12 protein-coding genes and 1 pseudogene are annotated in these 13382 nt (G+C 67.8%); 8 read left to right on the forward strand and 5 right to left on the reverse strand.

Features of this window, described 5'->3' with window-relative positions:
* The first annotated feature begins 610 nt into the window (after positions 1–610).
* Together ACFU4Z_RS13035 and ACFU4Z_RS13040 are read left to right on the forward strand one after the other, a co-directional pair.
* A complete protein-coding gene (locus ACFU4Z_RS13035; protein ID WP_328407882.1) occupies positions 611–1138 on the forward strand; it encodes a peptidase in 528 nt (175 codons plus the stop codon).
* Between the two features lie 295 nt (positions 1139–1433).
* Positions 1434–2210 (forward strand): TMEM165/GDT1 family protein, encoded by a 777-nt coding sequence (locus ACFU4Z_RS13040; RefSeq protein WP_379062313.1) that lies wholly within the window; start codon positions 1434–1436, stop codon positions 2208–2210.
* A gap of 388 nt (positions 2211–2598) precedes the next feature.
* Here ACFU4Z_RS13040 and ACFU4Z_RS13045 read toward each other — a convergent pair.
* Together ACFU4Z_RS13045 and ACFU4Z_RS13050 are read right to left on the reverse strand one after the other, a co-directional pair.
* A pseudogene (locus tag ACFU4Z_RS13045) lies at positions 2599–2769 on the reverse strand (TetR/AcrR family transcriptional regulator); the annotation flags it as partial.
* Between the two features lie 45 nt (positions 2770–2814).
* Entirely contained in the window at positions 2815–3693 is an 879-nt protein-coding gene (locus ACFU4Z_RS13050; RefSeq protein WP_379062315.1) for an SDR family NAD(P)-dependent oxidoreductase, read from the reverse strand.
* A 207-nt stretch (positions 3694–3900) separates the two neighbouring features.
* Here ACFU4Z_RS13050 and ACFU4Z_RS13055 point away from each other — a divergent pair, with 207 nt between their 5' ends.
* Positions 3901–4668 carry an SDR family NAD(P)-dependent oxidoreductase gene (locus ACFU4Z_RS13055; RefSeq protein WP_379062317.1) on the forward strand — a complete coding sequence of 256 codons (768 nt, stop codon included), beginning with the start codon at positions 3901–3903 and terminating at the stop codon, positions 4666–4668.
* 78 nt (positions 4669–4746) lie between these two features.
* On the opposite strand, the gene ACFU4Z_RS13060 is transcribed toward ACFU4Z_RS13055, so the two are convergent.
* The 3 genes from ACFU4Z_RS13060 to ACFU4Z_RS13070 all read right to left on the reverse strand — a co-directional run bounded on the left by ACFU4Z_RS13060 (position 4747) and on the right by ACFU4Z_RS13070 (position 9598).
* Entirely contained in the window at positions 4747–5565 is an 819-nt protein-coding gene (locus ACFU4Z_RS13060) for a class I SAM-dependent methyltransferase (protein WP_379062319.1), read from the reverse strand.
* A 335-nt stretch (positions 5566–5900) separates the two neighbouring features.
* A complete protein-coding gene (gene htpG / locus ACFU4Z_RS13065; protein WP_379062321.1) occupies positions 5901–7868 on the reverse strand; it encodes a molecular chaperone HtpG in 1968 nt (655 codons plus the stop codon).
* The gene (locus tag ACFU4Z_RS13070; protein ID WP_379062323.1) at positions 7865–9598 is read right to left on the reverse strand and encodes a TM0106 family RecB-like putative nuclease; all 1734 of its coding nucleotides are present in this window, start codon (positions 9596–9598) and stop codon (positions 7865–7867) included. Before ACFU4Z_RS13070 ends, htpG begins: the two co-directional genes overlap by 4 nt.
* A gap of 392 nt (positions 9599–9990) precedes the next feature.
* On the opposite strand from ACFU4Z_RS13070, the gene ACFU4Z_RS13075 reads away from it, so the two are divergent.
* From ACFU4Z_RS13075 to ACFU4Z_RS13095, 5 genes are read left to right on the forward strand one after another with little or no spacing between them, the layout of a single operon-like run.
* The gene (locus tag ACFU4Z_RS13075) at positions 9991–10626 is read left to right on the forward strand and encodes a DUF6474 family protein (protein ID WP_379062325.1); all 636 of its coding nucleotides are present in this window, start codon (positions 9991–9993) and stop codon (positions 10624–10626) included.
* A gap of 13 nt (positions 10627–10639) precedes the next feature.
* On the forward strand, positions 10640–11185 hold the full coding sequence (locus ACFU4Z_RS13080; protein ID WP_379062327.1) for a hypothetical protein: 546 nt from the start codon (positions 10640–10642) through the stop codon (positions 11183–11185).
* A gap of 43 nt (positions 11186–11228) precedes the next feature.
* Positions 11229–11888: a YcnI family protein gene (locus ACFU4Z_RS13085; RefSeq protein ID WP_379062329.1), complete on the forward strand. Its 660-nt coding sequence runs from the start codon at positions 11229–11231 to the stop codon at positions 11886–11888.
* Positions 11885–12430: a copper resistance protein CopC gene (locus ACFU4Z_RS13090; protein WP_379062331.1), complete on the forward strand. Its 546-nt coding sequence runs from the start codon at positions 11885–11887 to the stop codon at positions 12428–12430. Before ACFU4Z_RS13085 ends, ACFU4Z_RS13090 begins: the two co-directional genes overlap by 4 nt.
* 5 nt (positions 12431–12435) lie before the next feature.
* Positions 12436–13353, forward strand: a complete 918-nt coding sequence (locus ACFU4Z_RS13095; protein WP_379062552.1) for a CopD family protein — start codon at positions 12436–12438, stop codon at positions 13351–13353.
* Positions 13354–13382: the final 29 nt, after the last annotated feature.

A 13382-nucleotide genomic window follows, 5' to 3' on the forward strand; every position in this document is an offset into this window, starting at 1 on the left:
GGGGCCCCCTTGGGCCTGTTTCCGCCGCGTTGTTTCTGGGCGCGTGGGCCCAGGGGTGTGCCCGGGTGGGCTCGGTCCCCGGGCCGCGAACTCTAGCGCTCGGTCTCGCTGCGCTCGGAAGGCGTCATCGTGCCTAGTGGGGGCGTGGGTAGCTGAGCTTGCGACTTCGGTCGATGCGCTTCGGCGGTTGTGGAAGCAAGCGGGCCGCGAACTCATGCCAGGTCTCGCTGCGTTCGAAAGTCATCGTGCCCAGTGGGGGCGGTGATAGCTGAGCTTGCGACTTTGGTGGGCACGTCTCGGGTGTCGTGGACGCGAGGCGGGCCGCGAACTCTGGTCGTCGGTCTCGCGTCGGTCGGCAGGCGTTGTCGTGGCGAGGGGTCGCTATTCGCGGCAGGCTTGCGGCGACACACCCGGCCTGAAAATGGGCTGTGGCCTGCATCGAGTGCGAACATCACCAGCCCGTGGTCGGCACCGCCGACTACGGGCTGGTTCCGTTTTGCCTGGTTAGCACTCTTTGGTACTTGTGTGCCAGGTGATTCGTAAGCCATTCTCGAGAGTCCAGGGTACGAGGACGGGCAACGCCGCCCCCGGTTCTATGACGGGAGGCACCATGCACACGAACGGACCGATCGGCATCACGCCGTTCCAAGCTCGCGGATCGCTGCGCGGGTTCGTCATCTCCGGCCGCTGGCCGGATACCACCAAGGAATGGGCGCAGGTCCTGGTGCTCGCTGTCCGGGTGGCCACCATGCCGGGGCTACTGACCACCTCGACCGTGTTCGGCGTCCGCGAGGATCTGCCCGACGACCCGCAACCCGGCACGGTGGGAATGGTGCTGGCAGAAGGGCCGGTGCTCGGCGCGGAGGCGCTGGCTCCCGGCCGGTTTGCCGATCATGTGCCGACCGCTCTCCTGATGCTGCATCCGCCCTCGGAAACCCGGCCTTCGCTGCCGGAATGCGCGGGCGCGGCGTCGGGCTGCGTACTACTGCCCGGCGTCCCGCACCTGGGGCTGGAGCATCGAGCGGCCTGGGCGGAAGCCGAGTCGGATGGCACCATCACCTCGCTGGTCAGCCGGGTGGGACTGGACCCGATCAGTGATCCCGACACTGCGGTTCTTGCCATGCTGCTCGCCGCGTGAGGGTACCCGAAAACTGCTACGTGGATTGCCAAACTTATTGTGCGCATTGCGATTTCGATAACAGCGAGTTGGCATCCCGCTAGCACCGGGGTACAGTCGGAAGCAACGAAGGGGAGTAGCCCCCAATCATGCAGTCGACATACTGACCTGCCGCCACACCGATGGCGCGGGTCCGGCGGTGTGAACCGGCATCGATCCGGTGGGCGAGACCTTCGGCCTAGACATCTATTTCGTTGTCGGCCGGAGACGTACCCCGTTCTCCAGGCAGGCAGGCCGGAGACCCGGGAGTGCACACATGATCGCCACGATATTGCTGAGCGTCGGTATCGTCTTTCTGGCCGAACTCGGCGACAAATCCCAGCTGATGGCGCTGACATTCGCGCTGCGCTACCGCTGGTGGGTCGTGCTCGGCGCGATCGCCTCCGCCACCGCGGCGGTGCACCTGATCTCGGTCGGCATCGGGTTCTTCCTGGGGACCGCACTGCCGACCCGGGCGATCTCGCTGGTCGCCGCGATCACCTTCCTCGCCGTCGGCCTGTGGACGTTGCGTGAACACCTCGGTGCCGCAGCCGATGACACCGAATCCACGCCGCCGCGCTCGACCACCGCGCCGTATTTCGTGGTGCTCTCGGCCTTCCTGCTCGCCGAACTCGGCGACCGGACCATGTTCGCGACCGCCGCGCTCGCCACCGACAACAGTTGGTTCGGCGTCTGGATCGGATCGACGATCGGCATGGTCGCGGCCGACGCGCTCGCTATCGGAGCCGGAATTCTGGTGGGCAAACATCTCCCGGAGCACGTGATCGGAATCTGCTCCGGATTGCTGTTCCTCTACTTCGGTACCGCGACCCTGCTCGCTGCGGCGATGCCGGGTATGGGCGTGCTGCCCGGTGCCGCGCTCGCCGCCATCGCACCCGCCGCCGCCGCCGGTGCCGTGCTGCTCATGCGCGCACGGCGCGGTGGCGCACCATCGCCGTCCCGAACAGATCACCACTACGACGGACCAGATCCAATAGCGGCCCGCGCAACCCACGAAGTCCATCCAGATCGTCGGCCGCAATTCGAGCAGTGACCATCGCACTGACCGCCGCGGCGAGAGTCTGACAGGCGAAGCGCTGCTCCTCGGTGCGCGCACCGAGGACATCGGCGATCAAGGCAACGAACGACTCCTGCAGCAGAGCCCGGCGCGCCACCGCCTTGGAACCCACCGCGTAGACCTCGACGAGGAACAACCTGGCATAGGCAGGCTCGTCGGCGAGGCCGTCGAGATAGGCGGTGAGAATGCGGTCCATCCGTTCGGGATCGGGCCCAGGTCGGTCCTGGTCGGCCGCGGCCGAATCGGCGGGTGGCGCCGCGGCCTCCGCGATCCGGGACAGCGATTGGCCGACCGCCCGCTCATAGGCCGCCTCGAAACAGTCTTCCTTGGAACGGAACTGCTCGTAGAAGGTCTCCCGCGATACTCCCGCGCGTTTCAGCACCGCCGCGACCGATGTTCCGACATAACCGTTTTCGGCCATCACCTCGGCCATCGCGTCCAGGATCCGATCGCGCTGCGAGGCGATCACCTGCTCCCTCGGCAGGCCGTGGCGGCCCCGGGGGAGTTGGCGGACGGTACTGGCCGGTTCGGTCATTCGGTGGCTCCGGGTGTGTTCGGTCTGGTTCGATACTCGGTCACGCTAGGACTGTCGCTCCCTTCTATGGGGCCGCGACGGCTGGTCGGTGGTGAAGGGCGCCTCTTCGGTGCGCGCGATCTCCAGCGCCTGCGCGACCCCGCGGCGCAGTGCGATATCGACAGCACGCTGGGCGATCGGCCGGAACGGCAGCGCCAAGGCCACCCACCACGGTGAAACAACCTTGCGCTTGCGGCGGGCGATAGCCCGTTCGACCGCATCGATCGCAGGGCCGAGCGGTGCGACGCCCGATACGGTGGACCGGCCGAGGATGGCCCGCGCGGCGGCGGTGCCGAAGCCGCGGGTGGTCATATCGGTGTCGAGCTCGGCGAAGTAGGCGATGCCCACTTTGGCGCCGGTGTGCCTGATCTCGTTGCGCAGGGTATTGCCGAGCGCCTCGGCTCCGGCCTTCGACGCGCTGTATGCCCCGGCCAGCGGGAGATTCACCGCGGCCGCGAGCGACGAGACGATCAATGCGTACCCGTCCGGATGACACATGTGCGGGCCGGCGGCGCGCAGCGTGTAGTAGACGCCGAGCACATTGACCGCCAGGGTCTCCTCCATCACCGCGGGATCGCCGCCGAGCAGTGCCAACTGCCGCGCCACGCCGGCATTGGCCACCACGACATCGAGCCCGCCCAGCTCACTGACCAGCGTGGCCACCACCCGCTCCACCTGCGCGGAGTCCCCGACGTCGCAGTAACGCCATGGCGCGTCACCGCATTCGTGCGCCACCTCGGCCAGCAGCTCCGCCTCCAGCCCGAGCAGCGCGACCTTGGCCCCGCGCGCGTGCAACTGCCGAGCCAGCGCCGCCCCGATTCCGCGCGCCGCACCGGTAATGAGGATTCGCCGATCCGCGACAGACACGGAGGAGAACACGTTCATCTTGCGACGGTACCACCGATGAACATAAATGTTCGCAAATAATCTTGCCACCACAGACGGTGAGAGAGCACCGTGATCAGGCTCTCACTGTGATCGGCTCGGCGGCTGTCTCATCTGCGCTCGGCCCGGCGCGGGCTCCGCCCGGCTCTACCTATTAGGGTGCAATTGACGAAAGGCCAACTGGCTGTCACGAACGAGAGGACCATCGTGGAGATTTCGGGTTCCGCCGCCATTGTCACCGGAGGCGCATCCGGCCTCGGCGCCGCCACTGCCAAGCGTTTCGCCGAACTGGGCGCCACCGTCTTCGGCTTCGACGTGCCGCAGTCGATCGAGCGCGCGGGCGACAACGTGCCCGAGGGTGTCACCCTGATTCCGGCCGATGTCACCAGCAACGACGAGGTCAGCGCTGCGGTCGCCAAGGTCGTCGAGTCCGGTGCGCCGCTGCGCATCGCCGTGAACTGCGCCGGTGTCGGCTGGGCAGGCCGCATCCTTTCCAAGAACGGCCCGCACGACCTGGAGCTGTTCCGCACGGTCATCACGGTGAACCTGCTCGGCACCTTCAACGTCATGCGCCTGGCCGCCGACGCCATCGCCAAGACCGACGCGGTCGACGAGTACGGCCAGCGCGGCGTCATCATCAACACCGCATCGGTCGCCGCCTTCGAGGGCCAGATCGGCCAGATCGCGTACTCCGCCTCCAAGGGCGGCGTGCACGGCATGACGGTGCCCGCCGCGCGCGACCTGGCCCAGTTCGGCATCCGCGTGAACACCATCGCCCCCGGCATCATCGACACCCCGATGCTGGCCGGTGTCACCGAGGAGTACCGCAAGGGCCTCGAGGCAGGCGTCCCGTTCCCGTCCCGCCTCGGCCGCCCCGACGAGTACGCGCAGCTCTCGCAGTACATCGTCGAGCACGACTACCTCAACGGCGAGACCATCCGGATGGACGGCGCGCTGCGCATGGCCCCGCGGTAACTACCTGCCGTACAAACGCACGCACCCCGTCACTCCGGCCCGGCCGGAATGGCGGGGTGTTCGCTGTACCGGGCGATATCAGGGCCGCGGCTTGTGACCGATGCCGAGGAAGGCCGTGGTGGACAGCGGCTTATTCGGGCGGTAGTTGTCCGCGAGATATGCGCGCATGAGCGCGGCGCGCTCGGCCCAGACCTCTTCGCCGACGTTGCGGCGCGTCAGGACCATCGGTGCGCTGCTGCAAACCATCGTTTCCCACATCTCGTCGGCGCTGCCGAAGCTCAGCGAGATGGTGTGGCGCTGAATGCTCACGCCCGCGAATCCGGCCCGGCGCATTTCGGTGGCGAAGACGTCCGGATTCTCCAGGCTCACGAAGTTGGGCTGCGGCTCCTGGATGCTCGGGTCGGCGGCGGTGAAGGCGCCGAACATCATTCGCATGAGCGGCGAATCGACGACCGGCGCCCAGCTCGACACCACGGCGGTGCCGCCCGGGCGCAGCACCCGGAACAATTCGGCGAAGCCCTTGGCGCGGTCGGGAAAGAACATCAACCCGAACATCGAGAAGCCGGCGGCGAATCGGTCCGCATCGAACGGCAACGCCTGCCCATCCCCCACCTGAGCCTCGATATTGGTCAGGCATGCGGCGTCAACCGCCGCGACCAGCCTGCGGATCATCGGCTCGGAGAAATCGATGGCCTGCACCTGCGCCACCCGCTCGGCGGCGAGCAGACTCAGCATGCCCGTTCCCGCCGCGATATCGACTACCTCCGAATCCACAGACAATCCCGCCAGTTCGAGCGCGCGAGCGGAGAAGGGCTCCATGATCGCGGGCGCGAATTCGGCGTATCCGTCGGCGACGAGATCCCAAGGTTCAGCGGCCGCGAGCGGGTTTCCTGGCATTCGGACGATCCTTTCGACTCGCCCAAGGCTAGTCGCGCCACCCGCGAGACCCTACCCACCCACGCGAATATCACTGTGCGCGAAGGACTTCTACGCTGACCAAAAGGTCGGCGAACTCACCCACCATTGTCTGTCCCCGAAAGTCGACCATGTGACGGGCCCGATTGCGGCCCGTCACATGGTGCAACCCACGTGACAACTGATCTCGTGAGCACATGGGTAACTCACGGGGTACCAGCCAACTCACCCACCCCGCACCGCCGGCCGCCGACGCCACGGCCGCGGCACAAAAATCTGGCCTGAAGACGCGGAGTGGCGGGACAGCGGGACAGCGCTCAGAGCGTGCGGGTGAGCCGATCGGTGAGGATGTGCGCGAACCGGGCCGGGTCCTTCAGCTCGCCGCCCTCGGCCAGAACCGCGGTGCCATACAGCAGTTCGGCGGTTTCGGTGAGCTCGGGAACCTTGCCCGCGTCGGCGTCCTCCTTGCGGGTGTCGTAGGCGTCGCGCAAACCGGTGACCAGCGGATGGGTCGGGTTGAGCTCGAGAATCCGCTTGGTTTCCGGGACCGGCTGGCCCGAGGCGCGATACATCCGCTCCAGCATCGGGGTGAAGTCGAAGACGTCACCGACCAGACAGGCAGGAGAGGTGGTGAGCCTGCTGGTCAGGCGCACCTCCTTGACGCTGTCATCGAGGGCCTTGCCGAGCCAGGTGAGCACCTCGGCGAAGTCCTTGTCCTGCTGTTCGCGCAGCGCCTCGGAGGCCTTCTTCTCCTCCTCGGACTCCAGATCGACCTCGCCCTTGGCGACGGACTTGAACGGCTTGCCGTCGAAGTCGGTCACCGAACCGACCCACATCTCGTCGACCGGGTCGGTGAGGATCAGCACCTCGCGGCCCTTGGCCTTGAAAGCCTCCATGTGCGGAGAGCTCTCCACCTGCTGACGGCTCTCGCCGGTCATGTAGTAGATCGCGTCCTGGCCGTCCTGCATCCGCTCGATGTACTGGGCCAGCGTGGTGAGCTCGGCGCCGGAGTTCGTCGAGGCGAACGACGACACCTGCAGCAGGGTCTCGCGGTTGTCGAAGTCCGAGAGCAGGCCCTCCTTGAGGACGCGACCGAACTCCTTCCAGAAGGTCTGATACTTCGCCTGGTCTTCAGCCGCCTGCAGGTCCTTGACCGTCGAAAGGATCTTCTTCACCAGGCGCTTGCGGATCATCTGGATCTGCCGGTCCTGCTGCAGGATCTCGCGAGAAACATTGAGCGAAAGGTCCTGAGCGTCCACCACACCCTTGACGAAGCGCAGGTACTCCGGCATCAGCTCTTCGCAGTTGTCCATGATGAACACCCGCTTCACGTAGAGCTGCACACCGCGCTTGTGCTCGCGGGTGAACAGGTCGAACGGCGCGTGCGACGGAACGAACAGCAGAGCTTGGTATTCGAACGTGCCCTCGGCCTTCATCGGGATGATTTCCAGCGGATCGTCCCAGCCGTGGCTGACGTGCTTGTAGAACTCCTTGTACTCCTCGTCGCTGACCTCGCTCTTCGGGCGGGTCCACAGCGCCTTCATGGAGTTGAGGGTCTGGTCCTCGACGATGGTCTTCTCGGTCTTGTCCTCACCCTCACCCTCGGTGACGGTCCGCTCGACCTGCATGCGGATCGGCCAGGCGATGAAGTCGGAGTACTTCTTGACGATCTCGCGGAGCTTCCACTCCTGGGTGTAGTCGAAGAGGTGGTCATCCTCGTCGGCGGGTTTGAGGTGCAGCGTGACCGCGGTACCCTGCGGAGCCTCGTCCAGCGTCTCGATCGTGTAGGTGGACTGGCCGGTGGACTCCCAGCGGGTGCCCTCGGTCTCGCCCGCCTTGCGAGTGGTCAGGGTGACCTTGTCGGCGACCATGAAGGTCGAGTAGAAGCCGATGCCGAACTGGCCGATGAGCTCAGCCGGGTCATCGGCGGCGGACGCCGTGCTCTTCGCCTCGTTCAGCTTCTTGCGCAGCTCCGCGGTGCCCGACTTGGCCAGTGTGCCGATCAGATCGACGACCTCGGCGCGCGACATGCCGATGCCGTTGTCGCGCACGGTGAGGATCCGTGTGTCCGCGTCGACCTCCAGCTCGACGTGCAAATCGGAGGTGTCGACGTGGAGATCCTTATCCCGGTAGGACTCCAGCCGCAGCTTGTCCAGGGCATCGGAAGCGTTGGATATCAGCTCCCGTAGGAACGTGTCCTTGTTCGAATAGACCGAGTGGATCATCAGCTCGAGCAACTGATGGGTTTCGGCCTGGAACTCGAGTTGTTCGACGCTCTCTGTCACGTCGCGATACTACGACGCCCGAAATCGGCGAGGGCAGGAACCTCGAGGTCCGCGCTGTGGGGACCGGGTTCGCGGGGGTCCATCCACTCGCGCAGCACCATGGTGGCCCGCACATCGTCCTCGTTGTATTCCAGCAGCCGGGTGCGCTGACCGAGGTCGGGTTCGCTGTCGTAGCCGACGGCGCGGCGATACCAGCTCATCGACGCCTCGCCACCCGCCTCGGCATCCCGCCATGCGAAGCCCGCGACCGGCGCGATCTTCTTCAGACCCTTGCCGTTCGGGCAGATGAACTGGTCGGAGACGGCCTGGAACATGTCCACCCACTGTGGCCCGTCGACGAACGAGCGCACCTGGTCGACCGTCGGCACCCCGGGTCGTCCCGCGAATCGGCGCGCCGACTCATAGAGCCACTTGTCTTCGGCGGTGCGCGAATAGCAGTAGGCGGCAAAGGTTTTCCCCGCCGCGGTGGCCTCGGCGCGCACCGTCATCAGCCAGGTCCAGAACTCGCCGAAGGAACGGCCCTCGTCCTCGGTCGGCAGCGGATCCCAGGTGACGAACGGCCGGTACTGCCCGTCGAGCAGCGTGCCCCACAGGTAGGCGCCGTATTCCTGGAAACTCTCCAGGTCGACGTCCACCTCGACGTCGGCTCGGCGCACCCACACCTTGTCGACCTTGCGGACCAGCGGCGCACCGGCGAGCCACGCTCGTGCGGTCACCACGGCTTCGTCGAACGGTCCGTGTTGCCAGTCCTCCGGATCGTCGCCGACCCACGCGGCCAGGTCGTCGATGGTCTCCACACCGTGCCCGCGCAACACCTCCGCGCGCGAACCCGGCGCCACCAGACTCACGTCCCGATGTTCGGTCAACCAGCCCTCACAGCTGACGCCCTCGGCGCTGCCCTCGCCTGCGACACCTCGGCTCCACCACGGGCACTGCCTGCATTCGGGCACCTTGGAGGGCACGGTCGGCGATTCGCCGCGGACTACCGCGATCCGGTCGGCGTAGCGCCGGTCGTAATCGGCGAGCAGCAGGCCGAGATCGTGCACGAGGATGCGGTCGAAGTGATACCCGATCACGCCGCCGACCAGGGCCGGGCTGGCCAGTCCGTGGCGCTGGAGCATCCGATAGAGGTGCGCGAGGCGTTGCTGATCGCGCGGCTGCTGACGCAGTTTGCGATGCGGATCCGGTTGGGGATCCCAGTGATACAGATCCGAGGTGGTCGGATGGAAGTCGGCGGGCTCGGGCTGACGCGGGTCGGTCACCTTGTGGTTGACCACGATCACCGGGATGTAGCCGCCGCGGTCGAGGTCGCGCAGCAGGATCTCCGAGCCGCCGCGCCGGCCGGTGTCGGGCTCCTGCGGCAGCAATCCGCCCCAAATATGGTGCGTCCCTGCGGCACACGCACGCAGCGTCGCCTCGGACCGCTCCCCCGCGCGCAGCGTCGGGTCGATCACCAGCCAACTGTCCGGGTCCGCCGCGATCAGCGCTTCCCGCACCTGCGTCCGGTGCGCCGAGGCGGCCTCGCGTCGCTGCCGAACCCCGGGATCCTCGGTCACACCGGTCAGCATCTCCGGATTGGCCGCGTTGAGATGCAGCCGGTGCCTGCAGCCGATCAGCGCCCTGGCATCGACGAAAGCCGCCGTGGCATCGCGCGGCCGATCGTCGGCTGTGCCGTCACGATGGCCGCCCTCGTGATTGCGACCGTTGCGATCGCCGATGCCCGAATACACGTATGCAGTATGGTCCCTACCCCCGACAACTCCGCGAACCGCATGACCGACCTGCGCGGAGTCCGCACCCGCCCCGTGGCGAATGAACTCGGCCCACGATGCTTTCCCGACCATGGCCGTACGAGTGTCGCGAGCGCCCGTTCGCGGCCCGTATCGCTTCGGAGTAGGCGATGCTCGAAGCCCCGGGGCGGACGAGTGTCCGGCACTCGTGCAGGCGCCGTAGGCGCGAGTCCTGGCCGCTCGGAAGCGAGACCGAGGGGGCCGGGGACACGCCGTGCCGCAGGCGCGGCACATCGGACACAAGCTAGGGTAGCGACAAACGTGACATGGGGCGGACGGGCGTTCCCCGACGTCGTACTGCCATGGCAAACCAGCATGACGGAGGGCCTTCGATGGGGTTGTTCACGAAGCGCAAGCGGCGCCCGAGCCGCAAGGCCGAGGCGAAAGCCCTCAAGCACAAGGCCGGCTTGGAGGCCAAACTCGGCGCGAAGAACGATCGCAAAGCCCGGCGCGCCGAGGCCCGCACCCAGCGCAAGGTCGCCAAAGCACAGATCTCCGCGCTGCAGGCCGAAGAGAAGGCCGCATTGAAGCTGGCCGCGAAGGCCGAGCGGGATCCGTTCAGCGCCAGCCAGGTTCGCAAGTACCTCGGGGTCGCCCGCGTGCTGATCCCCGTCCTCGCGCCGCTGGCCTATCGCGCCGCGACACTGCTTCGCGGCCAGATCGATAACCGTCGCGCCCACCAGCTCGGCATCGGCATCGAACAGCTCGGCGATTTCAGCGGCCACGGCGGCAAGCTGCAGGCCCGTATCGCCAATGCCGAAGGCGCACTTGGCAAGATCGGCGACAGCAAGAACGGCGACGGCAAGACCTTCGTCAAGGCCACGCAGGATCGGCTCGACAATCTGACCGCCGCCGTGCAGACCGCGGAGCAAATGCCCGCGCCGCGCCGCCGGGCCGTGCACGCGTCGATCTCCCACGAGCTGTCCGGGATCGAGGCGGACGTCTTGGCTCGCCTCGGCGTGGGCTGACCTCCCGCTCGCGATGCGCACCGGTCCGATCACCGGCAGCCTGCGCGGCTGCCTGGTCGGCCTCGCGGTCGGTGCGCTCGCGATAGCCGCGCACGGACCGGCCGGTGGCGGCTATCCGGATTCGGCGGCGGCAGCGCTGGTACTGCTCATCGCCGCCTCGGTCGGATGCGCCGCGGCCAGGTCGCCGCTAGCGCGCAGTCCCATCGGCTTGCTCGGCGTGCTCGCGGGCGGGCAACTGGCAGGCCACTGGGTGCTGTCCGGATTACTCGGCCACGGTCACGATTCCGGCGTGGGCGCATCCATCCCACTGCCCGCTGCCGCGCTGCCCACCGGCTCGATGCTCGCCGCGCATGTCGCCGCGACGTTCGGCTGTGCGGCGCTGATCGTGTCGGCCGAGCGGTTCTATGCGATGGCGTCCCGTGCGCTCCGGACGGCGCTTGCCGCGCCGCGCCGCGCCGCGATCACCGACCAGACCCGCTGGGCGAATCCCGGCCTGCGGCACTACCGCTTTCATCCGAACGGCGCGATCGGTCCGCGCGCGCCACCGGTGCCCGCCTGATCCGCTCGCACCATTTCCCTTCGGACAGAAAGCCTTTCCTCTCATGCGTAGTTCCCTTTTGCGTGCGTCCTGCACGACCGCGGTCGCCGCGGGCCTTGTCATCGTCACCGGCGGCGCCGCGGCCGCGCACGTCACCGCCGACGCTCCCGGCGCCCAGCAGGGCGGATACTCGGTGGTCACCTTCAAGGTGCCGACCGAATCGGAGACCGCGAGCACCACCGCGCTCACCGTGACCTTGCCCGCACCCAAGAGCGCGCGCACCGAGCCCATCCCCGGCTGGAGCTCCAAGATCGAGCGCAACGAGAAGTCGGAGATCACCGCCGTCACCTGGACCGCCGACCCGGGCGCACCCGGCGTCGGGCCCGGCCAGTTCCAGCGATTCGCCCTCTCGATCGGCCCGCTGCCCACACAGGAGAAGCTGAGCTTCCCGGCCAAGCAGACCTACAGCGACGGCAAGGTCGTCAACTGGGATCAGTCGATCGGCAACGACGGCTCGGAGCCGGAGCATCCGGCGCCGAGCATCACCCTCGTGGCCAAGAAGGCAGGCGAAGACGAGCACGGCTCGACCGCCGAAGCCACGGACCATGAGACCGAAGACGCCGATGACAGCACCGCCAGGTGGCTCGGTGGCATCGGCCTCGCGCTCGGCCTGCTCGGTGTCGCACTCGGTGTCGGCAACGTGATCCGCGGACGACGCTCGTGACCACGCCGCGCCGCCTGCTCACCGCGCTCGTCGCGGGTCTGCTGCTGCTCGGCGTCGGGCTGGCCGCCGCAGGCACCGCCGCCGCGCACTCGTCGGCCACCGCCAGTTCGCCGGAGGACGGTTCGACCATCGACGCGAGCCCGGCACGGGTCAGCGTCTCCTTCAACGAGGATCTGCAGACGAGCTTCCCGTCGCTGACCGTCGTCGGCCCGGACGGCAACCTGTGGTCGAAGGGGACACCGGCCGTCGAGGGCAAGTCGGTCAGCGTCGAGGTGGGTGAGCTCGGCCCGGTCGGCGAGTACACCATCGCCTACCGGGTGACGTCCGCCGACGGCCATCCGGTGAGCGGTACCAGGAAGTTCACCCTCAGCAAGGCAGGCAACGGCGTCCCAGGACCGAAGCCGGGCGCCAAAAGCGGTGCGGGAGACGACGGCGGCTCGAATGGAATTCCGTTGTGGGTGTTCATCGTCGGCGCGGTCCTGCTGTTCGGCGGCGGCCTGGCGTTCGCGCTGTTCGGCGGCAGGGGCCGGAAACAACCGTGAGCGGTGTGACCGACGGCCGGGACGCGCGACTGCTGCTCGTCGTCCCGGCCGGCCTGCTCGGGGTGTTACTCGCCTGGGCGCTGGACATCCCGGCGCCGATGCCGGCCGAGGGCGGCGTCCGGGTGATCGCGGACTGCACGGGGGCGACCGTGCTGGGACTTGCCGCGCTCCCCCGGGTGCATCCGCGAGCGCGGCCGCCGTGGCGGCTGCTCGCCGTGCTGGCGGGCATCTGGTGTGCCGCCGAGTTGGCGGTGCTCGCCTTCGAGGCCGCCGATATCGTCGGGGTTCCGGTGGCGCGCCTGGGCGGCGGACAGTTCGGCACCTTTCTTGTCGAGATCAGCGGCGGACAGGTCGGCATCGCGATCCTGGTCGGCGCCCTCGCGATCGCCTGCTACTGCGCCATGGCCTTCCGCAAACCCGACGCCGCATCGACCGATCTCGTGCTCGTATTCGCGGCCGTGACGCTGGCGCTGCGGCCGATCACCGGGCACATGTCGCAGCAGCCGTTCGGTTCGGTGCTCGGCGCGGTGCACGCGCTGGCCGCGGCGGCCTGGTTCGGGATGCTGGTCGCGCTCGCGCTTGTGGTGCGCACTCGCGGCGAATGGGCGGTCACACTACCGAGGTATTCGGCCTTGGCTGTGCCGTTGATCGCGACGGTGGCGATCACCGGGATCGTCAACGGGCTGGTGCGTGTCGGCGGGCCCGCACCGTTCGTGACGACCGGCTACGGCCGCATCCTGCTCGCGAAAACCCTTGTGCTGGTTGTCTTGCTCGCACTCGGCTGGTGGTGGCGGCGGACCTGGGTGCGGCGCGCGGCGGACCATCGGATGACCGCCGAGGCGTCATTGCGCCGGGCCGTGCTCGAGGTCGTGGTGATGGCACTGGCGTTCGGGCTGGCGGCGACACTGGCCGTGACGGCGTGACCGAGTAGGTCGAGCGCACCGCGGTTACA

This window comes from Nocardia sp. NPDC057440, from assembly GCF_042802915.1.
Lineage (GTDB): Bacteria > Actinomycetota > Actinomycetes > Mycobacteriales > Mycobacteriaceae > Nocardia.